At 29.5% G+C, this 23,545-nt stretch carries 26 protein-coding genes, 1 tRNA gene and 1 pseudogene; 13 read left to right on the top strand and 15 right to left on the bottom strand.

What is annotated here, in order from left to right; genetic code table 11:
- Nucleotides 1–207: 207 nt before the first annotated feature.
- The gene (locus KK2020170_RS13080) at nt 208–552 is read left to right on the top strand and encodes a hypothetical protein (RefSeq protein ID WP_221258760.1); all 345 of its coding nucleotides are present in this window, start codon (nt 208–210) and stop codon (nt 550–552) included.
- Between the two features lie 35 nt (nt 553–587).
- Here the strand turns inward: KK2020170_RS13080 and KK2020170_RS13075 are convergent.
- The 3 genes and pseudogenes from KK2020170_RS13075 to KK2020170_RS13065 form a co-directional block, all read right to left on the bottom strand.
- Nucleotides 588–696, bottom strand: a pseudogene (locus KK2020170_RS13075).
- Between the two features lie 53 nt (nt 697–749).
- Nucleotides 750–1,040, bottom strand: a complete 291-nt coding sequence (locus tag KK2020170_RS13070) for a hypothetical protein (protein WP_221258759.1) — start codon at nt 1,038–1,040, stop codon at nt 750–752.
- 10 nt (nt 1,041–1,050) lie between these two features.
- The gene (locus KK2020170_RS13065; RefSeq protein WP_221258758.1) at nt 1,051–1,422 is read right to left on the bottom strand and encodes a hypothetical protein; all 372 of its coding nucleotides are present in this window, start codon (nt 1,420–1,422) and stop codon (nt 1,051–1,053) included.
- Nucleotides 1,423–1,801: 379 nt separating this feature from the next.
- Here KK2020170_RS13065 and KK2020170_RS13060 point away from each other — a divergent pair, with 379 nt between their 5' ends.
- The 4 genes from KK2020170_RS13060 to KK2020170_RS13045 all read left to right on the top strand — a co-directional run bounded on the left by KK2020170_RS13060 (nt 1,802) and on the right by KK2020170_RS13045 (nt 7,520).
- Nucleotides 1,802–4,975, top strand: a complete 3,174-nt coding sequence (locus KK2020170_RS13060; protein ID WP_221258757.1) for a type ISP restriction/modification enzyme — start codon at nt 1,802–1,804, stop codon at nt 4,973–4,975.
- The gene (locus tag KK2020170_RS13055) at nt 4,975–6,048 is read left to right on the top strand and encodes a HipA domain-containing protein (protein WP_221258756.1); all 1,074 of its coding nucleotides are present in this window, start codon (nt 4,975–4,977) and stop codon (nt 6,046–6,048) included. The genes KK2020170_RS13060 and KK2020170_RS13055 overlap by 1 nt, the downstream gene beginning before the upstream one ends.
- Nucleotides 6,049–6,705: an HIRAN domain-containing protein gene (locus tag KK2020170_RS13050; RefSeq protein WP_221258755.1), complete on the top strand. Its 657-nt coding sequence runs from the start codon at nt 6,049–6,051 to the stop codon at nt 6,703–6,705. It abuts the gene before it with no gap.
- A gap of 191 nt (nt 6,706–6,896) precedes the next feature.
- Nucleotides 6,897–7,520, top strand: a complete 624-nt coding sequence (locus KK2020170_RS13045) for a recombinase family protein (RefSeq protein ID WP_221258754.1) — start codon at nt 6,897–6,899, stop codon at nt 7,518–7,520.
- A gap of 250 nt (nt 7,521–7,770) precedes the next feature.
- On the opposite strand, the gene KK2020170_RS13040 is transcribed toward KK2020170_RS13045, so the two are convergent.
- The 4 genes from KK2020170_RS13040 to KK2020170_RS13025 all read right to left on the bottom strand — a co-directional run bounded on the left by KK2020170_RS13040 (nt 7,771) and on the right by KK2020170_RS13025 (nt 9,133).
- Complete coding sequence (locus tag KK2020170_RS13040; RefSeq protein WP_221258753.1) at nt 7,771–7,914, bottom strand: hypothetical protein; 144 nt, start codon at nt 7,912–7,914, stop codon at nt 7,771–7,773.
- Nucleotides 7,915–7,916: 2 nt separating this feature from the next.
- Nucleotides 7,917–8,084, bottom strand: a complete 168-nt coding sequence (locus tag KK2020170_RS13035) for a hypothetical protein (protein ID WP_221258752.1) — start codon at nt 8,082–8,084, stop codon at nt 7,917–7,919.
- Between the two features lie 252 nt (nt 8,085–8,336).
- Nucleotides 8,337–8,546: a hypothetical protein gene (locus KK2020170_RS13030; protein WP_221258751.1), complete on the bottom strand. Its 210-nt coding sequence runs from the start codon at nt 8,544–8,546 to the stop codon at nt 8,337–8,339.
- Nucleotides 8,547–8,548: 2 nt separating this feature from the next.
- Nucleotides 8,549–9,133: a hypothetical protein gene (locus tag KK2020170_RS13025; protein ID WP_221258750.1), complete on the bottom strand. Its 585-nt coding sequence runs from the start codon at nt 9,131–9,133 to the stop codon at nt 8,549–8,551.
- 379 nt (nt 9,134–9,512) lie between these two features.
- Between KK2020170_RS13025 and KK2020170_RS13020 the strand changes: the two genes are divergently transcribed.
- Nucleotides 9,513–9,878 carry a hypothetical protein gene (locus KK2020170_RS13020; protein ID WP_221258749.1) on the top strand — a complete coding sequence of 122 codons (366 nt, stop codon included), beginning with the start codon at nt 9,513–9,515 and terminating at the stop codon, nt 9,876–9,878.
- Nucleotides 9,875–11,143 (top strand): tyrosine-type recombinase/integrase, encoded by a 1,269-nt coding sequence (locus tag KK2020170_RS13015; RefSeq protein ID WP_221258748.1) that lies wholly within the window; start codon nt 9,875–9,877, stop codon nt 11,141–11,143. Before KK2020170_RS13020 ends, KK2020170_RS13015 begins: the two co-directional genes overlap by 4 nt.
- Nucleotides 11,144–11,258: 115 nt before the next feature.
- On the opposite strand, the gene KK2020170_RS13010 is transcribed toward KK2020170_RS13015, so the two are convergent.
- Nucleotides 11,259–11,332: transfer RNA gene (locus KK2020170_RS13010), tRNA-Met, on the bottom strand.
- Between the two features lie 157 nt (nt 11,333–11,489).
- Between KK2020170_RS13010 and KK2020170_RS13005 the strand changes: the two genes are divergently transcribed.
- On the top strand, nt 11,490–11,882 hold the full coding sequence (locus tag KK2020170_RS13005) for an START-like domain-containing protein (protein ID WP_221258747.1): 393 nt from the start codon (nt 11,490–11,492) through the stop codon (nt 11,880–11,882).
- 57 nt (nt 11,883–11,939) lie between these two features.
- Nucleotides 11,940–12,779: an aminotransferase class IV gene (locus tag KK2020170_RS13000; RefSeq protein WP_221258746.1), complete on the top strand. Its 840-nt coding sequence runs from the start codon at nt 11,940–11,942 to the stop codon at nt 12,777–12,779.
- On the opposite strand, the gene KK2020170_RS12995 is transcribed toward KK2020170_RS13000, so the two are convergent.
- The 5 genes from KK2020170_RS12995 to KK2020170_RS12975 all read right to left on the bottom strand — a co-directional run bounded on the left by KK2020170_RS12995 (nt 12,772) and on the right by KK2020170_RS12975 (nt 17,276).
- Nucleotides 12,772–13,332, bottom strand: coding sequence for a YqgE/AlgH family protein (locus KK2020170_RS12995; protein ID WP_221258745.1), 561 nt, complete (start codon nt 13,330–13,332; stop codon nt 12,772–12,774). The two genes, KK2020170_RS13000 and KK2020170_RS12995, sit on opposite strands and share 8 nt — an antisense overlap.
- Nucleotides 13,333–13,447: 115 nt before the next feature.
- Nucleotides 13,448–13,726 carry an HU family DNA-binding protein gene (locus KK2020170_RS12990; RefSeq protein ID WP_221258744.1) on the bottom strand — a complete coding sequence of 93 codons (279 nt, stop codon included), beginning with the start codon at nt 13,724–13,726 and terminating at the stop codon, nt 13,448–13,450.
- A 173-nt stretch (nt 13,727–13,899) separates the two neighbouring features.
- Entirely contained in the window at nt 13,900–14,847 is a 948-nt protein-coding gene (gene fmt / locus KK2020170_RS12985) for a methionyl-tRNA formyltransferase (protein WP_221258743.1), read from the bottom strand.
- The gene (locus tag KK2020170_RS12980; RefSeq protein ID WP_221258742.1) at nt 14,847–16,733 is read right to left on the bottom strand and encodes a RecQ family ATP-dependent DNA helicase; all 1,887 of its coding nucleotides are present in this window, start codon (nt 16,731–16,733) and stop codon (nt 14,847–14,849) included. The genes fmt and KK2020170_RS12980 overlap by 1 nt, the downstream gene beginning before the upstream one ends.
- 3 nt (nt 16,734–16,736) lie before the next feature.
- Nucleotides 16,737–17,276, bottom strand: coding sequence for an AAA family ATPase (locus KK2020170_RS12975; protein ID WP_221258741.1), 540 nt, complete (start codon nt 17,274–17,276; stop codon nt 16,737–16,739).
- Nucleotides 17,277–17,401: 125 nt separating this feature from the next.
- On the opposite strand from KK2020170_RS12975, the gene KK2020170_RS12970 reads away from it, so the two are divergent.
- The 4 genes from KK2020170_RS12970 to KK2020170_RS12955 are packed head-to-tail and all read left to right on the top strand — an operon-like array spanning nt 17,402 to nt 20,496.
- Nucleotides 17,402–17,686, top strand: a complete 285-nt coding sequence (locus KK2020170_RS12970; RefSeq protein WP_221258740.1) for a DUF493 family protein — start codon at nt 17,402–17,404, stop codon at nt 17,684–17,686.
- A gap of 7 nt (nt 17,687–17,693) precedes the next feature.
- Nucleotides 17,694–18,377: a DUF4290 domain-containing protein gene (locus KK2020170_RS12965; RefSeq protein WP_221258739.1), complete on the top strand. Its 684-nt coding sequence runs from the start codon at nt 17,694–17,696 to the stop codon at nt 18,375–18,377.
- Between the two features lie 5 nt (nt 18,378–18,382).
- Complete coding sequence (murA, locus tag KK2020170_RS12960) at nt 18,383–19,693, top strand: UDP-N-acetylglucosamine 1-carboxyvinyltransferase (RefSeq protein WP_221258738.1); 1,311 nt, start codon at nt 18,383–18,385, stop codon at nt 19,691–19,693.
- 38 nt (nt 19,694–19,731) lie between these two features.
- Complete coding sequence (locus KK2020170_RS12955; protein WP_221258737.1) at nt 19,732–20,496, top strand: sulfite exporter TauE/SafE family protein; 765 nt, start codon at nt 19,732–19,734, stop codon at nt 20,494–20,496.
- Between the two features lie 100 nt (nt 20,497–20,596).
- Here the strand turns inward: KK2020170_RS12955 and KK2020170_RS12950 are convergent, their stop codons facing one another.
- Together KK2020170_RS12950 and KK2020170_RS12945 are read right to left on the bottom strand one after the other, a co-directional pair.
- Complete coding sequence (locus KK2020170_RS12950) at nt 20,597–21,019, bottom strand: hypothetical protein (RefSeq protein WP_221258736.1); 423 nt, start codon at nt 21,017–21,019, stop codon at nt 20,597–20,599.
- Between the two features lie 54 nt (nt 21,020–21,073).
- Complete coding sequence (locus KK2020170_RS12945) at nt 21,074–23,545, bottom strand: DUF5686 and carboxypeptidase regulatory-like domain-containing protein (RefSeq protein WP_221258735.1); 2,472 nt, start codon at nt 23,543–23,545, stop codon at nt 21,074–21,076.

Genomic DNA, 23,545 nt, shown 5'->3' with positions numbered 1-23,545 from the left:
GTTAATAAAATTATTTTTTCCTTATCGTTAATTAAAGCTAAAAAAATATTTTTCAGAATCCTTAAATCTTAATTTTTTTTCGATGAAACATGCCCAATAATAGATGAAAAGTTAGTTTTTTGAGGTTCAATTTGTGTTTTTTGATATAAATGAAGGTTTTTAAGATTTATCTTTTTTAACTTTATAATCAAATTTAATAGAGGTAAAATGGATATTGATAATGATGCCAAAAAAGTAATTTGGTCGTTACAAAATAATGTACGTTCAGAAGAAGAACGAAATGTTTTTAAGCCAACAGGAAAAAAAATAAAAAGTAATAATTGGAAATATATTCTAATTGTATTGGTTGGTTTATTATCTATAAGTTATTTAATGACACAATTTCAAAAGAAAATGGTTAAAGTTTGTTTGTTAGAAGACTTTTGCTTTGATTCTGAAAATGATAAACTTATTTATACGATTTACGTTTTTGTTACAAATGTCATATTAGTTTTCGGAGTTTACTTTGCATACCGAGTAGGTAAATGGTTGGCCAATAGAATGGTAAAATAAAAAAAGGCTTTAGAATTTCTAAAGCCTTTTTCTTGTAGCGAAGACGGGAGTTGAACCCGTGACCTCAGGGTTATGAAAACCGAATTTATTTTTCAAAACCCTTGTTTTTAAAGAGTTTACAAATTTAACTTTTTACTTTTCGATACATTTTAGTACTTTTCCTCACTCCAATTCCTCACTCCACATACAACTAATTTTTATTTAAATCTCGCCAAATTTATAAATGCGTTTTCAACGTCAATTTTATCATCATATTCTTCAACATCAGTATAGTAACATTTATCCTCAAAATTATCAATTATTGAGTAGATCAACCAAAATGAATTATCATATTCCAAAATGTATCGCTCAATATATTTGTTTTTAGGTAAACCTAAAACACTACTTTCATTAGTTATAATTCCTATACCTTTATTTTTAAGAAATTCGATCAACTGACTTATAGTGAAATTATTTTCTAACATGATTTTTATTTTTTTATTTTTCATAAATGCCTTTTTAATTTTTTGAATAATTAACCATAAACTCAAATTTTTCTTCTTGAACACCAAGAACCCTTGTATAGTATTCTTTTAAATTTTTAATACATGAGAATTCAATATAAGCATAACTTTTACCATGTTCTTTGTTATCTAAAACCAAAAATGACAAACTTTTTTGATTTACATATAAATTAACTGGTGAAAGTCCGAATTGAACTCCATCTGAGTTAAATGGCAGAGTGGTCAAGTTTGATTTTAAACCCAAACCTTTTAATTCACTTTCTTTTAATAGTAATGTATAAGTAGCAGAAAAATGTTCAGCATTAGTTAGCATATTAATAAAAACACTAAAATCCATTCTACATAATTGTTTTTTTAATTTTCTCATAATTTTAATTTTTTAAATGAATAATTATGATAATCGATTATCTTTTTAACTCGCTAGCCTTACAAAGATACTACTAGAAAAATGACTTTTTTGCTTCAGATTAGTTAGTTTAAAATTTTGATTTAAATAAGTTTGTTTAAATGTATGTTGTTGATTATCAATTTACTAAAGAAAAACGAAAGTTATATCTGTAACAAAAAAAACAATATAACTTTAAACTTTAACCAACTTTTTTTATTTAAGTAATGATTTAATAGGTTTTACGGAAATCCAAAATAAGAATTTTCTTACTTTTAAGTTTCAAAAAAGCGAGTTTTGATTTCATAACGCTTTTATACTATATTTTTTTGTCTTAATTTGGCACAAATTCTATTCTAAAATGACTTTACAACAATACATCGAAAAGATAAATACACTTTACAGAACAGGTAATGCAAGAGAACATTCTTACCGTGGCGACTTACAGAACCTCATCATGGCAATATTACCCGATGTATTGGTTACTAACGAACCCGCTCGAGTTGATTGTGGTGCGCCTGATTATGTTTTAACTAAAAAAGATATTCCTGTTGGTTACATCGAAGCCAAAGACATTGGTGTAGATTTAAAAAGTAAAACATTAAAAGAACAATTCGATCGCTATAAATCAGGTTTGTCGAATCTGATTTTTACCGATTATATGGATTTCCATTTTTATAAAGATGGAGAACAAACAACAACCATTGCTATTGCAAAAATTGAAAACGGTTCTATTGTCGCTATTCCTGAAAACTTTAATGAGTTTACACACTTAATTAAAAACTTTGCGCAAACAGTTTCACAAACTATAAAATCGCCAAACAAGTTGGCTCAAATGATGGCGGGAAAGGCTCGATTAATGGCTGACATCATTGAGAAATCATTAAACCTTGACGATCAAGAAGGAAAACGTTCGCAATTAAAATCTCAAATGCTTTCATTTCAACAAATGTTGATTCACGATATTGACAACAAAGCATTTTCCGACATATACGCTCAAACAATTGCTTATGGTATGTTTGCAGCTCGTTATCACGATCCTAGTTTGGAAGATTTTTCCCGTATGGAAGCTTCACAATTAATCCCAAAGAGTAATCCTTTTTTACGTAAACTATTTCAAGACATTGCGGGTTTTGATTTAGATACCCGTTTGGTTTGGATTGTTGATGAATTGGTAAACATTTTCTTAGCGAGTGATGTTGCCGACATTATGAAAAACTTTGGTAAAAGTACCAAACAGGAAGATCCCGTTGTTCACTTTTACGAAACTTTCTTAGGTGAATATAACCCAGCTCTTAGAAAAGCTCGTGGTGTTTGGTACACACCTCAACCTGTAGTTAACTTTATAGTTCGTGCGGTTGATGACATTCTAAAAACCGAATTTAATTTACCTAATGGTTTAGCCGATACAAGCAAAACCAAAATAAAACAAAAAGCGGTTACCCAAACAGGTAAAGGAGCCAACTCAAAAATTAAAGAAGTTGAAACAGAAATTGAAGTACACAAAGTACAAATTTTAGATCCCGCAACAGGAACAGGAACCTTCTTAGCCGAAGTGGTAAAACATATTTACAAGAAATTTGAAGGGCAACAAGGTATTTGGACTAAATATGTAAAACAAGATTTAATTCCTCGTTTAAATGGTTTTGAATTGTTAATGGCGAGTTACGCCATGGCACATTTAAAAATGGACATGCTATTAACGGAAACAGGTTACAAAGCAGATGACGACCAACGCTTTAAAATATTTTTAACCAACTCGCTTGAAGAAGCGCACCCCGATACCCAAACTTTATTTAGTAGTTGGCTAAGCGATGAAGCCGACCAAGCCAATGCGATTAAACGTGATTCACCTGTAATGGTGGTAATTGGAAATCCTCCTTATAGTGGAGAAAGTGCCAACAAAGGAGAATGGATTATGAACCTAATGGAAGATTATAAAAAAGAACCTGGAGGCAAAGAAAAATTAAAAGAAAGAAATCCGAAATGGATAAATGATGATTATGTAAAATTTATGCGTTTTGGACAGCATTTTATCAATAAAAATGGCGAGGGAATTTTAGCCTTTATTAATCCTCATGGTTTTTTAGACAATCCAACATTTAGAGGAATGCGTTGGAATTTATTGAAAACTTATGATAAGATTTACACCATTGATTTACATGGTAACAGTAATAAAAAGGAAACAGCTCCAGATGGATCAGTCGATCAAAATATTTTTGATATAAAACAAGGTGTATCTATTAATTTATTTATAAAAAAATCAAAAAATCAAAAAGAAAAGTTAGCTGAAGTTTTACATTTTGATTTATATGGAGTTAGAGAAGGTAAATATGAATTTTTAAATAATAATAGTCTAAAATCTATCAAATTTGAAAATATTGATTTAAAAGAGCCTCTTTATTTATTTTCTAAAACTGACAATAAAAAAAATGAAATTTATCAAAAAGGATTTTCTGTAAATGAATTCTTTCCAATAAATGGAGTTGGATTAACAACAGCTCATGATGAATTTGTAATTAATGAATCAAAAGAAAAACTTTTAAATTCTTTTATTGAATTTCAAAATACAGATAGAAATACTGAACTGTTACACAACAAATTTAATGTAAAGAAAAAAAATGGTTGGAATATTCTTGATGGGTATGATAACATTAAAAATGAAAATAATTTAGAAAAATACATTAAGAAAATATCTTATAGACCATTTGATGTGAGATATGTGTTTTATGAAGATAAACTAGTTTGGAGAACAGTTAGAAAAGTAATGAAAAACATGTTATCAGGTGAAAACATTGGTTTAGTATCTGCAAGAAGTAATAAATCTGAAACTTGTGATCATTTTTATATTTCTTCAAATATTATGGAAACAAAATGTGGAGAAAGAACTACTCAATCAGCTATTTTTCCACTTTATCTTTATCCTGAAACCGACAATCAACAAACCGCATTTGAAAATTCTGTCGAAAGAGTTCCAAATCTTAATATGGAAATTGTAAATCAAATTTCTAAAAATTTAGGCTTAAACTTTACTAATGAAAAAGAAGCAACTCAAAATACTTTTGCTCCAATTGATCTATTAGATTACATCTATGCGGTATTACATTCCCCAACCTATCGAGAAACCTATAAAGAATTTTTAAAAATAGATTTTCCTAGAGTTCCGTATCCAAAAGATGTAAAAACATTTTGGGAGTTGGTTAAGCTAGGTGGTGAAATCCGTCAAATTCATTTGTTGGAAAGTCCAACAGTTGAAAAGTACATTACTCAATTCCCTGAAGATGGCGATTGTGTTGTAGATAAACCCATTTACAAAAATGGTAATGTTTACATAAACCAAAACCAATACTTTGCAAACGTTCCTGAACTAGCTTGGAACTTTTACATTGGTGGTTACCAACCCGCTCAAAAATGGTTAAAAGACCGAAAAGGACGAGAACTAAACTTTGATGATATTTTACATTATCAAAAAATTATCGTTGCTCTAACTGAAACGGATAGAATTATGAAGGAAATTGATAAAATTGAGATTTAATGGAGCAATACATTGCTACATACACAGATATTACTCAATGGAATAAAAAAATGTATTCAAGTACTGGAGGTACAAGAGCAAAAAACATTTATATCAACCCTGTAGATTTTAAAGAATATTTTTTTAAAGGTTCCAAGAAAATGGATGATGGAACGTTTAAATACACTTCAGAATTTTGGAGTGAAATAGTTGCTTCAAAAGTAGGACAGTGGTTGGGTTTTAATGTTTTAGACTATAACATTGGGTTTGATATAAATGATGAACAACAAATTGGTTGCTTATCTAAATCGATGATTGATTATTCAGAAAATTTATTATCTGAAGGCATTGCTTATTTGACAGGTTATGATCCCAAATATAATCCTGAAACTGATGAATCTAGATATACTTTTGATTTTATTCAAGTAGCTTTAAGTAGCTTTAATTTATCTAATCATAAAGAAAATTTTATTCAAATGTTGATTTTTGATTCTATTATTGGGAACTCAGACAGACATCAAGAAAATTGGGGATTTATAACTAAATTTAAAGAAATAATTGAAGAATTAGATAATCAAATAGCTACAAAGAATAGTTTTGGAAAAATATTTTCAAAATTTAAAAAAGGGATAGCTCAATCCCTTTCAGATGAAACAAAAAAATCAAACAATCCAAATTTATTAAGAACAACAGGTTTATTTGCTAAAACTGATTTTTCACCAATTTATGATAGTGGATGTTGTTTAGGTAGAGAACTTTTAGATGAGAGAATCGAATTATACTTAAAAGATAATCAAGCAGCAAAATCATATATTTTAAGAGGTAGATCTGAGGTTAGATGGGTTGAAGGAGGAAAGCCAAAACATTTTGATCTATTAACTAATTTATACAATCATTATCCTAAAGTTTTTCAAGAAGTAAAAGCAAATATTTTAAAAGAATTTACTGAAGAAAAACTTAAAACCTTAATAAACAATATTGACAATAATTTACCTTACGAATACCAAAGCTTAAAATTAAGTGAAAAGCGAAAGCAATTGATGGTAAAATTGGTATCTTTGCGCATTGAACAACTTGTTTCAATAATTATCTAAATGAAGACTTTCGGAAATATTTTTTTGATTTGGAGAAAAGGTCCAGGAACCAGAAGAATCCCAGTTGGTGTTATTAAACATAACAAGACTGAAGGGGTTCGCTTTCAATATATCCAAGAAAATCTAAAAAAAGCATTCGATAATGGATTCATTTCTTATACAGGTTTTCCCGATGTAGAAAAATCTTACACGGAAAATGTTTTAGAGATTTTTAGTCAGCGTCTTCCAAAATCTGAAAGAAATGATTTGTCTACTTTTTATAAATTTTGGGAAATTGATCAAAAAAAGAAAGAGGATAATTTATATATGCTAGCAAAAACTCAAGGGCTTATTCCTATTGATAATTTTGAGTTTTTAGCCGATTTTAACCCAATTAAGGGCTTAGTTTTCATTTCTGAAATTGCTGGGTTAGGTAAAAACAAAATAGATTCTAGCTTAATTTCCGTTGGTGATCTATTACGTTTTGAAAAAGAAACTGATAACCTTTATGATAAAAACGCAGTGAAATTATATAAGGATGATCTCTTTCTTGGATATGTTAAAATTAAACATTCGAAAATATTTTATAAATCGAATGGAGGTTTTAAAATTACAATTCATCATCTAGAAAAAAATGGAATTTTAAAAAGAGCTTTTATAAGAATAGAAGTAATATAAAAAAGCCTTAAATAATATTTAAGGCTTTTTATTTTGTATCAAAACATTAAGTGTATCATTTTAAATCTGTAAGCGGTTTATTTGATACACTTTTTTTGTATCATTTTTATTCTTTGATTTATTTTGTATTATAAATTTTATTTATTATTTTTGATTTATAAATAGACATAAACAATAATATTTTATAAGCCATGGAAAAAGCAATCATTATTAGCCGTTGTTCTACGAATGAAAATCGTCAGGACGTTTCCCGCCAGTCGGAACAATTAACCTCAACATATTCTAACCAATATAAAATAGTTAAGGAATTTACATATTATAAAAGTGGAACTAAAAATGATGAGGTTAATGCTGAAATTTTAGATTACGCAATTAAAAACGATGTTAAGCATATCATTGCTATAGAAATTTCAAGAATTTCCCGCAAAATTTCTTCTTTTGCTCTATTTTTAGAAAAATGCAATGAAAACAAAATAAATATTATTATTGATAACTTTAAACTTCATACTCTTTTACCTACAGGAGAAATTAATGGAATGGTTCAAACTATGTTAAGTATTGCTTCAACTTTTGCGAGTTTAGAATTAAGTATGATAAAAGAACGTCTAAACTCAGGTCGTGAGAAATTTATCCGAGAAAATGGATATTCAGCTCTTGGAAGAAAAACAGGTAGCAAGAAAGACAATACAAAACTATTGAGTGAACACGCTGACATTGTCAAGTTTCTGAAACAAGGTCAATCGGTCCGAAATACAATGAAGCTGACAGGAAAGTCAAACGGAACTATTCAAAAAATAAGAAAATTAGTAGCTTAAAATAAATCCCGAATTGCTTCGGGATTTAGTATATTTGTTTAAATCAATACTCTGTCTAAATGAGCAATAAAAATAATAATAGTGATATTTCATTGAAATTTATTGTAGCTGTTTTAATAATAAATTTTTTATTGTATAAATTGAGCGAAACTACAGGGAGAATCTTCTTTTTCTTTTTTGGGTTTTGGTTTTTACTCTATGGTATTTACAAAATTGCTAAGATTTTTAAGTCAGACCTATAAAAGTATTTTTATTTTAATTGTTGTGCAGTTATAACTCTACTATCTGGAAAAAGTCTTTTTGCAATACTCATCGCACTTGTTCCGCTGTTTGCTTTAACATTAATTTCTGATCTGCGACCGCTAACCCAAATTTTAACTCTATACTCTTTCATCTTTATTTATCCTTTAAATTTTGTATTATTTCAGTTTGTTTTAATAATTGTAATCGCAAATTTAGTTTGAGTAATTCGGCTTGTAATATTTTCTTTTTAATTGGATCCGTTTCAAATTCCATTTTTTTTCTCGTTACTGAAACCTTCCCGATTAGTTCTCTTTCTTCCATATTTTTTAAAAAAATTCTACGCCAACCAAAAAGTTTTTAATTTTTTAAACCGATTTGCTGAGGTTGGCAACATTATTTTTATTTGCAAACGTGTTACAAATGCCTCATAAACAACATGTTAAATGTGCTTAACGACTGTAAAAAAGCCTTTAATTTGTTGTTTTTTATCATTTTTTTACTAAAAAATTTTTCTGAAGAACCCTACATGTATATTTGACATTATAATAATTTGTAGCAGATATATCAGGATACTTAGACATTATTTTGAAGCGTTTTAATTGTTAAGTACTCACAATTAAATATTTCATTTAACTTGTTATTCTCAAGCAGATAATTGTATTCTGCAATTAAATTTTCATCATTTAAAATTGCATTTTCTTCATAAACTACTAAACAGTATTCAACTAATAGTCTTCTTAATTCAGGATTATATTTAAAATCTCTAATTTGTATATTTTCCATTTTTATATAAATTTAATTTCACCTTGCTTTTTCATATATTCGATATAGCAATACTTATTTTGAATTTCATCAACTTTAATTCTATTTTCGCTATTATCTAAAAATTGACTTAATATTTTTTTAACTGAAACTAAAACTTTGTTTATTGAAGCGTCAGAAATTCCATGCACATGATAATAACCCCTTCCATCTTTTTCAATACAAAAACCAATTTTATTTTTACCTAAATCAGCTTTAACTAATTCTATTAACTTATTATGATACTTATAATCGTAACTGTTTTTCAGGTTCCAACTAAACTCAGTTGTCCATTTTTCAGCATAAATACTTTCACGTCGTCCCTTGTATTTGGGTAAAAATTCATTAATCAAAGTATAATGAATGTTCCAATCTCTTCCTTTTTTATATAATAGGTGCTCAAAACCTTCATATTTTATTTTAACTCTAGCCATATCGTATTTTAATGCTCTAGCCTTCTTGGTAGTAATCCTTTCAAGGCTTTTTAAATTATAATATATTTTAGCCCTCTTTTCTTGAAATTTTATTAAAACTTCATACAAACTGTTATTTATAGTTTTTTTATTCATAATCTTTTTATTTATCAACTTTACATAAATAGGACAAGGCTTGAATGAACAAACTGATCCATTTATATATAAATAGTTACAAGTGCATCAAAAGTCAAAAAAACTTGTACCTATAACATGTTATACCGAAAAAAAAATAAAAAAACCACTTTTTGAGAAACTTTTTTTAAAAAAATGTAATTACAAAATTGCACCTATTCATTTAGAAAAAATTTTAGGTAAAACTGCAAGTCCTTCATTCTGAAGGTTTTTCTTGGCTTTTTGAATAAATTAAAGTATTTTTGAGATGAATCTAGTTCCTTATGATAGGAGGTTTAGATGTAAAATAACGTTATACTCTGCCCGCTTAAAAAAGATGAGTCTTTGGGTTATGTAACAAGTGATTAACAATAAAGGAATATTTACTCTTAATGAAGTAAAGGAATACCTACAATTTAAAAAAAATGAAACTGTTTTTGAATGGTTAAGCAATAATCAAGTTCCCGTTTTTGAAAAAAGTAAAAAATCAAAAATGGTTTATAAAGTTGATTTTGAAACAGCTATATTTCTTCCTCTAGCAAAAAGTTTGATTAAACAGTATCCAAATACTTGGAAAGATTATTTAATGCTTTATATCGAAGATATTAAGGTTTATAATATGGTTTTAACTAAAATTAACGATACGCCTTGTAAAATTGAAACAACAACTAAGATAAAACCAAGAAATATTAAAGAAGAAAAACTTTTAAGCAGATTACTATCATGAAATTAAAATTACCAAAGAACTCATTAGCTGGGATTAAAGTTTATTGTAATAAATGCAAAAAAGATAATCCTAAATGTAAACATCACGAATTCCAATCTTTTAGATTTAGGCTTCATGTTGCAGGTTCCAAGAGTAAAGTTAAGACCAAAGTTTTAAATTCAAAAAATTATGATGAAGCACTAGCTGAAGCTATTGAATTTAAAAACTTAATGATTAAAAATGATTTTCAAACTATAAAAACTGATGTAGAAATAAGCAATGAATATTCTGTTGTTGATGCTATTCTAAAATATAATCAATTTTTAAATGGGGATCATCGTTTTAAACATCTTCAAAAAAATGTTAGTGTTGGTCATAGGACTGAATGTATTAGGTTTTGCGAATATTTTGCAAATACTTTAAAGAAAAATTATGGCATTTCAACAAAAAGGATAAATACCGTTAATCAGTTAGATGTAGCTAATTTTTATGAATGGGCTGAAAATCATTATGCGCCGAAAACTTTTAATAAATGTATGGGTGGGCTTAAATCATTTTTTGAGTTTTTGATAGATATTGAAGGAATTGAAATGAAAAATCCATTTAAAACATATGTAGCAAAACCAATAATTAAAGGAAATGCACAAACTATAACGAAAAAGGAATTTGAGAAAATAATTAATTCAATTGAATTAGTTAGTCCAAATAAAGTTTATAAAAATGGAGTTAAAAAGAATATGTATTATCCGTTTTTAGGAAACGCTTTTAAATTGTTTCTTTTAACGGGTGGTAGAAGAGAGGAGGTAGTTGATTTAAAATGGAATAACATTCATACAGGTATTAATGGAGTTAAACTTTTTATTATCAAAAATTTAAAAGTCGAAAGATCCAACAAATCAAAGAATTTATCAATACAGGAAAGATTCAAATACATACCTATCAATGAAGACTTATTTGATTTGTTAAAAGAAATGGGATATGAAGAATTTAAAAACTCAAACAATTTTATTTTGTATCCTGAACGAAAAATGACTAGTAAAACTATAATGGATAAACTGTCAAAATCTTTCACCCACTATAAAGAACAATCAAACATTGAAGGGGATGTAAGTTTAAAAAACCTTAGAAAAACTTATTTATCTTGGGTTAATTCTGTAATGATGAAGGATACTAAAATATTATCGAACCACTCTTCAGATGAAATTTTAAAAGATTATTATTTGGATCCAACAATAATGACTGCTGTAGAAAAAGCAGCTTTGGAAGTAAAAATATTTGGAACTTAAATCAAAAATTCCTCACTCCATATCCTCACTCCAATTGTTGAGGTCGTATAAAAAAATGAAACATAAAGCAATAAAAAAATCCCTAAACGATTGTTGTTTAGGGATTTGTTATTAGTAGCGAAGACGGGAGTTGAACCCGTGACCTCAGGGTTATGAATCCTGCGCTCTAACCAACTGAGCTACCTCGCCATTTTGTCGGTATTGCATCTCTCAATGCGGGTGCAAATATATAATTAATTCCTTTTAGTGCAAATAATTTTTTGTAAAATATTTTACCTTTTTTGCAATTTGTATTTTGTATTTTAAAATTATTCTCTATATATTTCCAAACTCAAACAAATTAACGATGGAAGTAAAAATTAAATACGAATTAGAATTCCCTATCCATGCCTCGCCATCATTATTATATCAATATATTTCAACACCTTCTGGTTTGTCTGAATGGTTTGCCGATAATGTAAATTCTAGAGGTGAGATTTTCACATTTATATGGGACGATAGCGAAGAAAAAGCTAAATTAGTTTCAAAAAGATCAGGAGAACGTGTAAAATTCCGTTGGTTAGATGAAGATGGAACAGATACAGAATACTTTTTTGAATTAAAAATAATGGAAGATGATATAACTAAAGATGTTTCAATTGTGGTTGTTGATTTTTCAGAAGAAGATGAAATGGACGAATCAAAATTGCTTTGGGAAAATCAGATTTCCGATTTAAAGCATGTTTTAGGATCTGTTTAATATTCATTACAATTATAAAGGTTATATTTGTCCCGATTTTTAAATCGGGATTTTTTTATGGTAAATTTCAACGGAAGCATACAAGACAATTCAGGAATTTTAATTGAAAATAATAGAGGATTTTTATTTGGTGACAGTGTTTTTGAAACAATTAAAATTCAAGCCAATAAAATTCTTTTTTTAGAAGATCATTATTTTAGATTAATGGCTTCAATGCGAATTTGTCGAATGGAAATTCCTATGAATTTTACTATGGAGTTCTTAGAAGAGCAAATTTTAAAATTAATTCCCTTCATTGAAAAATCTAATGCGTATCGCATTCGTTTTTCTGTTTTTAGAAAAGAAGGAGGTTTGTATACGCCAAAATCTAGAGAAGTTGATTTTTTAATTACTGGCGTAGGATTGCAAACTGCACAATATCAAATTTCAAATGATGCTTATGAAGTTGAATTATATAAAGACGCTCACGTTACGAAGCAACTATTTTCTACATTGAAAACAAATAATAAAATGATTCAAATTGCAGGAAGTATTTTTGCGGAAGAAAATGATTATAAAAATTGTTTGCTTTTAAATGATGAAAAGAATGTTGTGGAGGCTTTACAATCAAATGTTTTTATGAAAATGGGTAATACTTTAATTACGCCTCCACTTTCTGATGGATGTTTGAATGGAATTATGCGTAAGCAAATATTGGCTATTGCAAAAAAAATAGAAGGTTTAGTTGTTGAAGAAAAGTCAATTTCTCCATTTGATCTACAAAAAGCGGATGAATTATTTTTGACAAATACAATTTTTGGAATTCAGCCCATAACAAAGTATAGAAAGAAATCTTTCGAAATTTCTATTTCAAATGAAATTCTTAAACGACTAAATGCACAAATCTTACTCAGTTAAGCATTGGATCTGACGGGGCGTTTGAAAATAAAACATATTCACCACCTTGCTCGTTCATTTTTTCTTTCCAAAAATGTTGAACTGGTTTTGCTAATAGTTTGGATTTGAAAGTATTTTCGGAAATAATCCAACTATTTTCTTTTAGTTCGTCTTCTAGTTGATTGGCTTCCCATCCACTATACCCTAAAAAGAAACGAATATTTTTCTTAGAAACTTTTCCTTCGTTGATTAAGTTCTTTGTAATTTCAAAATCACCTCCCCAATAAATTCCATTAGCAATTTCGATACTATTTGGAATAATATCTGGTATGTTGTGAATGAAATATAAATTATCTTGTTCAACAGGTCCGCCATTGTAGATGGTAAATTTTGCATCTATCTCTGGAATCAAATCATTTAAGGTATAACTCAAAGGTTTGTTAAGAATAAAGCCTACAGAGCCTTCTTCATTATGTTCTGCTAATAAAACAACCGAGCGATTAAAAGAATGATCACCTAAAATTGAAGGTTCGGCTATCAGCAAGTGACCTTTTTTGGGTAGAACTGATATCATAAGCACATCTTTTTTCTTAAAGTTATCAAAAAAATCGGAAAAAATCAAAAAAAAATCGATTAAGTGCAAAAAAAATCCCGACATGGTCGGGATTAATATTTTTGATAAACAAAAATTATTTTTTGTTTACTGCTCCGTCTAATTCAGCACCAGCTTTGAATTTAACAACGTTTTTAGCAGCAATTTTGATAGTTTTTCCAGTTTGAGGGTTTCTTCCTTCTCTTGCAGCTCTTTTAGAAACTGACCAAGAACCGAAACCTACTAAAGAAACTCTTCCACCTTTTTTAAGAGTACCACCTACGTTATCTAAAAAAGATTCTAAAGCTAATTTAGCCGCAGCTTTAGTAATTCCAGCAGAAGCTGCCATTGCATCGATTAATTCTGATTTGTTCATAATAAATGATTTTATTTTGGTTAAACTTTGATTAACACTACAAATATAGCCGTATTACTGAACTACACAAGAGTTTACAAAGTTTTTTCGATGAAATGTTAATAAACAGCACGAATTGTTAATAACATTATTTGTTTTTTACTTAATTTCGATGATGTTAGTACTGGTAAGGCTTAAAAAGCAATCGCTTCTTTCGAGAATTGAATTCCGTTTAAAAGCTCATGGGTTTGCATTTTTTTCTTTCCCGGAAATTGAAGACTATTAATTTCAATAAAACCATTTTGAACTGCAATTTTCATCTCTTTTTTAGTTGTGATAATTTTTCCTACACTGTAATTATGGTTTTCCTTATTAAAAGAAGTATCGTAAAATTTTACATTCCATTCTTTGTCTTCATCTTTAATAAATGACCAAGCTGAAGGATAAGGACACAAACCTCGAATTAAATTGAAAATTTGTTCTCCAGATTTTGTCCAATCAATTTTACAATTGTCTTTATTTAATTTATAAGCGGTTTTAATATCTTCGGTTTCTTTTTGAATTTGAGTGGTAGCTTTTCTATTTTCAATTAGAGATAAAGTTTCAATAACTGCTTCACTACCAATGTTCATTAATCTATCATGTAATTCACCAGCGGTTTCACTTTTACCTATTTCAGTTTCTTTATGTAATATCATGGCTCCTGTGTCAATCTTTTCGTCGATAAAGAAAGTGGTAACACCAGTTTTTTTCTCTCCATTAATAATTGCCCAGTTAATAGGTGCTGCACCTCTGTAATTTGGTAACAAGGAAGCGTGAAGGTTAAAGGTTCCTAATTTTGGCATGCGCCAAACAACTTCAGGCAACATTCTAAAGGCAACAACGACTTGAAGATTAGCGTTTAAACTTTTTAATTCTTCTAAAAATTCTTCCGATTTTAAATTAGTTGGTTGTAAAATGCGCAAACCTTTTTCAACAGCATATTTTTTTACGGCGCTTTCACTTAATTTTTGTCCGCGTCCTGCTGGTTTGTCTGGAGCAGTAATTACCCCAACAATTTCGTAGTTATTTGTATATATAGTGTCGAGAATTCCAACAGCAAAGTCTGGAGTTCCCATAAATACGATTCGTAATTTTTCCATTATACTATAAAATATTGTTGTTTTTCGTTACAATTAATTACGTTTTTATCGAGTAATAATTGCAAGGCAAAGATAAGTTCTTCTTTTCCGATATTCAATTCTTCGGCTAATTCTTTAGAATTGGAGGGCTTGTTTTTTAAAAAGGATAAAATTTGTTCAGCTGTAGTTTTAGGGTTTGCTTTCTCTTTGGCCAAACAGGTAGAACATTTTCCACAAGATTCAATATTCTTTTCTCCGAAATAATCCAATAATAAAATATTCTTGCACGTTTTTTCATCGTCAACGAATTCAATCATTTTATGGAATTGTTCCAATTTTACTTTATTTCGGTTTTCAAGATATTTACTAATTCTATTAATGGTTAATTCGTCTTCTCGAACTTCATTAAATGTGATGAAACTATCATTGTTAATTAATTGAAGTGATATAGCATTTACTTTTTCTAAGTTTTCTAAAACGCGTAAAACATTTTCTTCGGTTGTTTTTGCTTTCTTGGCAATTAATATCGGATTGATGCCAATTTCAGATTCAAATATTCCTGAATACGTTCGTAAAATTGAAGTAATAATTTCTTCGTCATTTTGGTGTAAACTGATGTAGCGAATAACTTCTTTACTCGGAATTATAAATTGAACTTTTACTTTCTCACTACTTTCATTAGACAACGTAAGAATACCTTGTCGGTCTAAAAACTGAAGCGCATTAAATGTTTTTAAAGTAGGGAAGTGGTAACTGTTACAAAAATCATTTAGATTAAAAGTGAAACTTTCATTAAAACCATCACCATATGCAATTTGGAAATAGTTGTTTAATTTTTTGTAAATGTCTTTCAGAAAATCTTTCGAAATTAAATTTTCAATGAAAAGTTTTTTTGAAAGATTGAGTTCGGTTTTATCGGTAATTAAAATACCGAATGCTTTTTCGCCATTCCTTCCAGCACGACCAACTTCTTGATAATAATTTTCTAAATTTTCAGGAATTTGAGTGTGAATAACCGTTTTTACATCGGGCTTGTCAATTCCCATTCCGAATGCATTGGTAGCCACAATTACTTGTGCTTTATTTTCCATCCAAAGCAAACGATTGGCTTCTTTTTCTTTAAACGATAATCCGCCGTGATAATAAGTCGATTGAAAACCTAATGCTTTTAACTGATTTGAAGTTTCAATACAAGCGCGACGATTTCTTACATAAACAATTGAAGATTGCTGATTTTTCTTCAAAATTTGCTGAATCTTAGTCAGTTTATCTTCCGTTTTTAAAATATGATACGATAAGTTTTCGCGGTTGAATGATTTTTTGAAAAGTTTAGGGTTTTGTAAACCCAATTGCGTTTCAATATCTTTTTGAACATTTTCTGTAGCAGAGCCTGTTACCGCTAAAAACGGAATTTTAGGAAAATGTTCTTTTAAATTTTTAATGTTTAAATAAGCAGGTCTAAAATCGTGTCCCCATTGACTCACACAATGCGCTTCATCAATTGCAATAAGATTTATTGGAAGCTGTTTTAAACGTTCTACAATCCAATCTTGTTGCAAACGTTCAGGAGAAAGATAAAGAAACTTATAATTTCCAAATTGGCAATTGTCTAATAAGTCTGAAGTTTCATCAATTGAAATGCCACCTAAAAGTGCAATAGCTTTTATGTCTTTGCGTTGCAAACTTTCCACTTGATCTTTCATTAAAGCAATAAGTGGCGAAATTACTATCGTAATTCCGTTGAATAACATTCCTGGAATTTGGTAACAAACAGATTTTCCACCACCAGTTGGCAATAAAGCAAAAGTATCATTTCCTTCTAAAACCGATTGAATAATTGCTTCTTGCGGTTCACGAAAGGAATTGTGTTTCCAATATTTTTGAAGGATTTGTAGCGTTTCTGCCATAAATTATTGAGCTAAATGCTGAAGTAAAAAAGCTACTCTATTCTCAATCGTATCTTTAGGAATAGTAACTAAATCGTATCCAAAAGTTCTATAGGTTTCCTCTAAATGTTCGTGAATTAAAACCGCTTGTTCGTAGTTTTCATAACGTTCAGCGTCGCTTACGTAAATTTCTTTCCAAGGAGGCAATAAAAAAACTTTGTGGTAACGATGATTTTCACAAGCATCGGAAAACGATTTTGGATAGCTGTCGCCTATGTAATGCATATACGCTAAAACATCGGGAATGCCTCTATCTAAAAACACAACTTTGCAATCTTCATCGTGTGCTTCTTGATGTTGTTTTATTCTTCCTTGCAATAAAAGTTCACTAAACAACAAAGGTTGTTCTAAGAACAATTGATCTATTCCTTGTTTTTGCGCTTCTTTAATAACTTCTCTCGAAATTTCAGGATAGCAAACAAACCCTTTCTCAACTAAAGCATTTATCAATGTTGTTTTTCCCGAACTTGGTCCGCCAGCTAATACAATAATTTCCTTCTTCATGTTAAATTATAAAAAAGCAAAAATAGTTTTTTTTAAAAATCTATTCAACTTTATGAAATTTATGGTTTTAGTGTTCCTTATTCTGAACTTAAAAAAGTATATTTGCTACATACAATCAAATGAAAATGGATAAGAAGACAGAAGAATTTTATATACGTCTAAAAGAAGAATTAACAAATACTTCAATTTGGCCTTCAGAATATTTATATAAATTTATAGTTCCTTCAGATAATCATAAAATAGCTGAAGTTGAAGCAGCTTTTAATGGATTAGGTGCAGTAATCACTACTCAACAATCTAAAACTGGGAAATACACGAGTGTTTCAATAAGTGTACATATGAAAAATCCAGATGCAGTTATTGAAAAATACCAAGAATTATCAACTATTGAAGGAATAATTTCGTTATAATTTACAAATGGAAGAATTACAATTAGAATATAACTCATTACGTAAATCATTGTCTATTCCAGAATATGGAAGACATTTGCATAAGTTAATTGATCAAGTTATTGAAATTAAAGACAGAAATGAACGCAATAAAGCAGCTCAATATGTTATTTCGGTAATGGGAAATTTAAATCCGCATTTGCGTGATGTGCCAGATTTCCAACATAAGCTTTGGGACCAATTATTCATTATGTCTGATTTTAAATTAGATGTAGATTCGCCTTATCCAATTCCTTCGCGTGAAGAATTACATCAAAGACCAGAGCGTTTAGCCTATCCACAAAATTTTCCTAAATATCGATTTTATGGTAATAACATAAAGTATATGATTGATGTTGCTTTAAAATGGGAAGATGGGGAAATGAAAAATGCTTTGATTTTGGTAATCGCAAATCATATGAAAAAGTGTTATTTGAGTTGGAATAAAGAAACGGTTGAAGATGAAGTGATTTTTGAACATTTGTTAGAGCTTTCTGATGGTAAAATTAATTTAGCCAAAACGAATGAAGAGCTTTCGAATACTCAAAATTTAATGAAAGTGAACAAGAAGGCTTCAAACAAATCACAATACAATAATCCTAAAAATTCAAACCAAAAGAATTTTATTAAAAAGAAAACCAACAACAATCAAAAGAACAATAAAAGAAATTAATCTGCATGGGTACATTTAGTATAGAAGGAGGAAAACCGCTTAAAGGTTCAATCACACCTCAAGGAGCTAAAAATGAAGCGTTACAAGTTTTATGTCCGGTTTTGTTAACGTCAGAAAAAGTTAGAGTTACTAATATTCCTGATATTATCGACGTAAACAAACTAATAACTTTATTAGGAAACTTAGGGGTTAAAATTCAAAAAAATGGACCTGGAGATTTTACCTTTCAAGCCGATGAGGTAAATGTTGATTATTTAAAAACGGAAGCGTTTAAAAAAGAAGGTGGAAGTTTAAGGGGTTCAATAATGATTGTTGGTCCGCTTTTAGCGCGTTTTGGTTGTGGTTACATTCCGAAGCCTGGAGGCGATAAAATTGGTCGTCGTAGATTAGATACGCATTTTGAAGGTTTTATCAATCTTGGTGCGAAATTTAGATACGAAAGAGAAGATCATTTTTATGGAGTAGAAATAGACGGAAGACTACAAGGAACGTATATGTTACTTGATGAAGCTTCGGTTACAGGAACGGCAAATATTGTAATGGCTGCTGTTTTAGCAGAAGGAACAACAACAATTTACAACGCTGCTTGCGAACCTTATTTACAACAGTTGTGTAAAATGTTAAATTCTATGGGAGCTAATATTAAAGGTATTGGTTCAAATATGTTAATAATCGAAGGTGTTGAATCTTTAGGTGGTTGCGAACATAGAATTCTTCCAGATATGATTGAAATTGGTTCTTGGATTGGTCTTGCAGCAATGACAAGAAGCGAGATCACAATCAAGAATGTGAGTTGGGATAATTTAGGTCAAATTCCAAATGTGTTCAGAAAACTTGGAATTACTTTAGAACGAAAAGGCGATGATATTTTTATTCCAGCGCATAAAGAGGGTTACCAAATTAAAACAGATATTGACGGTTCTATTTTAACCATTGCTGATGCGCCTTGGCCAGGATTTACGCCTGATTTATTAAGTATTGTTCTCGTTGTAGCAACACAAGCTAAAGGTGAAGTTTTAATTCATCAAAAAATGTTTGAAAGCCGTTTGTTCTTCGTAGATAAATTAATCGATATGGGAGCAAAGATTATTCTTTGTGATCCGCATAGAGCTATTGTAATTGGGCATAATTTCCAATCACAGTTAAAAGCTACTAATATGTCTTCGCCAGATATTCGTGCGGGAATTTCATTATTAATTGCTGCATTAACAGCGAAAGGAACGTCAACTATTCAAAATATCGAACAAATTGATAGAGGTTACGAGCGAATAGATGAAAGGTTACGTGCAATTGGTGCAAGTATAGTTAGAGTATAAACTTAGAGAGGATTTTTAAAATCCTCTTTTTTTATGAAATGGATACAATTTTAATAATTCTTTGTGTAGCATCTTTTGCTGCTGGTTTTGTTGATGCAATAGTAGGAGGTGGTGGATTAATTCAAACACCTGTTGCATTGGTTGCTTTGCCAAATGTTCATATTTCATCCATTATTGGAACCTTGAAAATTCCTGGATTTAGTGGAACAAGTGTAGCGACTTACCAATACTTGAAAAAAGTAAAAGTTAATTGGAAACTATTTGCAGTAATGGCTGTTGTTTCATTTGTATTTGCTTTTATTGGTTCACAAACTTTAACGGTAGTTGATAATGATTTTATGAAACCCGTTTTGTTTTTCATATTAGTTGGTTTGTTAATCTATACTTATATAAAAAAGGATTTCGGACAATTTTCTATTAAAAATTGGAGTGTAAAGAAGCAATATGTTTATGCTACTTTAATTTGTGTATTTATAGGTTTTTATGATGGATTTATTGGGCCGGGAACAGGAAGTTTGCTAATAATGGCTTTTGTAGCTGTTTTAGGTTTCGATTTTCTAAAAGCTTCTTCTTATGCAAAGTTGGTAAACTTAGCTACAAACATTGGTTCGATAACATTATTTGCAATAAAAGGAAAAATATTATGGAAGTTCGCGCTTCCCATGGCTTTATGTAACGCAACAGGAGCATGGATTGGTGCTCGATTAGCTATTTCTAAAGGAAATGCATTTATAAGAGTTTTCTTTTTGGTAATAGTATTCCTAACTTTACTACGATTTGGTTACGATATCTTTATAAAATAAAAAAAGCCTTTCATTTGAAAGGCTTTTTTTATTTGTTTTTTGTCATTCCGACGTAAGGAGAAACGTAAGTTCAGCGTAGCTAAATCTGATAATTTTAAGTTTAAGCAATCCAGTTTTTCTTGATACAATAGTTTGCATACCAAATTAGAAAAACAGCAAAAAGAATTATCATAATTGGCATTGCCATAGCACCCGGACCATAAACTGCAATGGAATCGATTACAAAAAAGTTGTAATACATTTGAACTAAAATTCCAATTAAAGAAATAACGAAAACGGTTTTTGCTAATTTTTTGCGCATTAAAAGTAAAATACAACCTAAAACTCCGCCAAAAACCGCTATAGCAAAAGCACTCATAGCCCAAGCCGGAGCTTCTGCAATCATTTTGAGTTGTTCTTCGTTGTACATGGCTTTAAAAGAATCTGTTACATAAGCTTGATCTAAATACGCTTTCACACCCATTGCATTCCATAAAAGTGCAATTACACTTATTACCCAAAAAGAAGTACTTGGTTTTGTCATAATTAGTTTAGTATTGGTTAGTTAGACTAAGATACTAAAATAAATTATTATTTGTTAAAACTGAACTCCAAACATTACACCATCGCCTAAATACCCATTTTGATACGCGCGAACATAATCAATTCGTAAGAAACGGAATTTTCCAAAACCTATATTATCAAATCCAACAGCAAACTCTTGATACGGTTTAAAATGTGGAACGTTTATTTGGTGTAAACTTCCAATTAAATTCCATTGTAGTTTATTCAATAACGGAATTTTATTCATAATGTAACCTTTAAAATTGTGTTCGATATGCGTTTCTAAATAGGCATCGTTAGTTGAGTTACTATAATACGGTAACAAATTAAATGCATTTAAATAATCGCCTCTAAAATTTACATGCGTTTGGTTTCCGTTAAAGTGTTTGTAATCAATAAAAGAAATGTTATCGGCATTAAAGAATTTCCCAGCTTTAAAACGCAAAGCAAAATCACCTTTATTACCTAAGGTTTTATCATAATCTAATCGTCCTGCAACAAAATCATATTCATAATTGCTCTTAGTTGCACCAAAAGCTTTGGTATAACTAAAACTTAAAACCGGATAATCGTCGTTTTGAATGTTTAATTTTCCATCAGGACGCGAAATGTATTTTTGTCCGAAACGAATTCGAGTTGCAATTGTACCTTTATATAAATGGTGTTTTACAAAAGGAACAGAAGTTTCATTAAATGGATCTAACGGATTATTTGAAAAATAATCATCATCATTTTTGATTAAAACATAATCGGTGTTATTGAATAATGGTCGGCGATTTTCATATTCGAGGCTTCCGTTGAGGTAAATTCCGTTTACAACTTCTTGTCCGTATGTTGCTTTTATAAATTCTTTATTATACAATTTCATGTAATTGTCTTTAAAGAATAAAGTACTTACTGAATTGATAAACTTACTAATTGGTTCAGCTTGATTGAATTGACTAACAGCGCTTCCTCCTGAAATAGCAAGATTAGCTCTATTTGTATTGTTAAAACGATGATAATAGTTTCCAGTAACACGTAATCTATCTTCGGCAAAACCATAATTAAAAATAGAAGATATAGATGTATAGCTTCCTTTTTCTTCATTGTTTTTTCTATAAGTAAAACCAGAATCTAAATTCCAGCCTTGAACGGTATTATAACTAACTGAAGAAAAATCGGTTAAACCATCATACGAAAAACTCCATTTTTTGAAGCTATTATTATAAGTGTAGCCTGTTAGAATTTTTAGCGGTTTAAATTTATTTTTTTTAGCATCAATAGAATCAAGATATGTTTGTGACTCTCGTTTAGTTTGAATGCTATCTTTTTTGTGATAACTCACCACTTCTTCATCCGTTAATGGAACTTGGCGATTATTTATCCAATAGTCGTCGTCTTTTTTGTTTGAATTTTCTGCAAATGTTACAATTTCTTTTCCGAAAGTTTTCTTTTCAAAACGATCTTTAAATTCATAATTACTGAAAACATATGTAAATTTTCCAGTAAAATTCATACCAAATATTCCAGCAATAAAATCTAAGGATTGAATGTTTTTTACCCAAAGCGTATTATTCTCGTTATAGCTATAGTTTTGAATTAACTTCATAGTTTCTAAAATAGGCTGTTGCATTCGATATCCTTTTATATCTACATCAACACCATAAATTGCCCATGAGTCTTCTACTATATATATATAACCTTCAAAAACAGGTTCCTTGTCACGTTTAGGTGTAACTTTAATTTTATTAATTAGGTGATTTTTATCGTCGTAAAAAGTACTTTCTAATTGGTACTTATAATAATTAAACGCATTATCTGCTAAAGGTGAAATAAGATTTACACCAAAATCTACATAATTTCTGTAAAAATCATAATCAGTATTAAGAGCGGTGTTGTAGCTAAAACCTTTGTCGTCTCCTGCAACTTTTGAAGCAATTATTTCTTCTTTAAGATTGTTAGGTCTTTCAAATTTAATTTTTGAAACCGTTTCCGATAGATAAATTACACCACTACGAGTAGAATCTAAGCTACCTTCTAAGTCGCCAATATCAATACCCATAAATTTTTCAGGAATATCTTTAGCTCTAAAAATTCCTTTCGAGTAAAAGTCGGCTTCAAATTTATCGGTACGTTCTGTATTTTTATATTTGTTAGCAATAGCTTTTCGAATAATTTCATTTGCGGGATTCTCTCCATTTACTAAAACGACCTCATTTAATTCAAAATTTTCTTCTTCCAGCGTAACGTCGAAAGAATAGGGGAATGCATTTATAGTTAAAATTTGTTTTTGAGTTTTGTAACCTAAATACTGAAAAATGATAGAAACATTACCTTTAGTATTGTAATTAAGCTCGTAATTACCATTTTCATTTGTTGTTGTTCCTAAATATGTATTTTCTACAAATATATTTACATAAGGTAAAGGGTTGCCTTTAGTGTCAGTTACTATTCCTTTTATTTGACTAAAAGAAATCGTACTAATTAATAATAATAGAAGGCTTATTTTTTTTTTCGGTATCAT

This window comes from Flavobacterium okayamense (genome assembly GCF_019702945.1).
Lineage (GTDB): Bacteria > Bacteroidota > Bacteroidia > Flavobacteriales > Flavobacteriaceae > Flavobacterium > Flavobacterium okayamense.
The sequence above is the reverse complement of the archived record's forward strand: the minus strand, read 5'-3'. Positions and strand labels throughout refer to the sequence as shown.

Coding starts and splice junctions, on each gene's coding strand:
- KK2020170_RS12965 (WP_221258739.1), top strand. CDS start 17,694: ATGGAAGAATTACAATTAGAATATAACTCATTACGTAAATCATTGTCT.
- murA (WP_221258738.1), top strand. CDS start 18,383: ATGGGTACATTTAGTATAGAAGGAGGAAAACCGCTTAAAGGTTCAATC.
- KK2020170_RS12950 (WP_221258736.1), bottom strand. CDS start 21,019: ATGACAAAACCAAGTACTTCTTTTTGGGTAATAAGTGTAATTGCACTT.
- KK2020170_RS13080 (WP_221258760.1), top strand. CDS start 208: ATGGATATTGATAATGATGCCAAAAAAGTAATTTGGTCGTTACAAAAT.
- KK2020170_RS13060 (WP_221258757.1), top strand. CDS start 1,802: ATGACTTTACAACAATACATCGAAAAGATAAATACACTTTACAGAACA.
- KK2020170_RS12995 (WP_221258745.1), bottom strand. CDS start 13,332: ATGATATCAGTTCTACCCAAAAAAGGTCACTTGCTGATAGCCGAACCT.
- KK2020170_RS13050 (WP_221258755.1), top strand. CDS start 6,049: ATGAAGACTTTCGGAAATATTTTTTTGATTTGGAGAAAAGGTCCAGGA.
- KK2020170_RS13025 (WP_221258750.1), bottom strand. CDS start 9,133: ATGAATAAAAAAACTATAAATAACAGTTTGTATGAAGTTTTAATAAAA.
- KK2020170_RS12955 (WP_221258737.1), top strand. CDS start 19,732: ATGGATACAATTTTAATAATTCTTTGTGTAGCATCTTTTGCTGCTGGT.
- KK2020170_RS13000 (WP_221258746.1), top strand. CDS start 11,940: ATGGTAAATTTCAACGGAAGCATACAAGACAATTCAGGAATTTTAATT.
- KK2020170_RS13040 (WP_221258753.1), bottom strand. CDS start 7,914: ATGAAAGAGTATAGAGTTAAAATTTGGGTTAGCGGTCGCAGATCAGAA.
- KK2020170_RS13035 (WP_221258752.1), bottom strand. CDS start 8,084: ATGGAAGAAAGAGAACTAATCGGGAAGGTTTCAGTAACGAGAAAAAAA.
- KK2020170_RS13030 (WP_221258751.1), bottom strand. CDS start 8,546: ATGGAAAATATACAAATTAGAGATTTTAAATATAATCCTGAATTAAGA.
- KK2020170_RS12970 (WP_221258740.1), top strand. CDS start 17,402: ATGGATAAGAAGACAGAAGAATTTTATATACGTCTAAAAGAAGAATTA.
- KK2020170_RS12980 (WP_221258742.1), bottom strand. CDS start 16,733: ATGGCAGAAACGCTACAAATCCTTCAAAAATATTGGAAACACAATTCC.
- KK2020170_RS13055 (WP_221258756.1), top strand. CDS start 4,975: ATGGAGCAATACATTGCTACATACACAGATATTACTCAATGGAATAAA.
- KK2020170_RS12990 (WP_221258744.1), bottom strand. CDS start 13,726: ATGAACAAATCAGAATTAATCGATGCAATGGCAGCTTCTGCTGGAATT.
- KK2020170_RS12945 (WP_221258735.1), bottom strand. CDS start 23,545: ATGATACCGAAAAAAAAAATAAGCCTTCTATTATTATTAATTAGTACG.
- KK2020170_RS13005 (WP_221258747.1), top strand. CDS start 11,490: ATGGAAGTAAAAATTAAATACGAATTAGAATTCCCTATCCATGCCTCG.
- KK2020170_RS13065 (WP_221258758.1), bottom strand. CDS start 1,422: ATGAGAAAATTAAAAAAACAATTATGTAGAATGGATTTTAGTGTTTTT.
- KK2020170_RS12975 (WP_221258741.1), bottom strand. CDS start 17,276: ATGAAGAAGGAAATTATTGTATTAGCTGGCGGACCAAGTTCGGGAAAA.
- KK2020170_RS13015 (WP_221258748.1), top strand. CDS start 9,875: ATGAAATTAAAATTACCAAAGAACTCATTAGCTGGGATTAAAGTTTAT.
- KK2020170_RS13070 (WP_221258759.1), bottom strand. CDS start 1,040: ATGAAAAATAAAAAAATAAAAATCATGTTAGAAAATAATTTCACTATA.
- fmt (WP_221258743.1), bottom strand. CDS start 14,847: ATGGAAAAATTACGAATCGTATTTATGGGAACTCCAGACTTTGCTGTT.
- KK2020170_RS13045 (WP_221258754.1), top strand. CDS start 6,897: ATGGAAAAAGCAATCATTATTAGCCGTTGTTCTACGAATGAAAATCGT.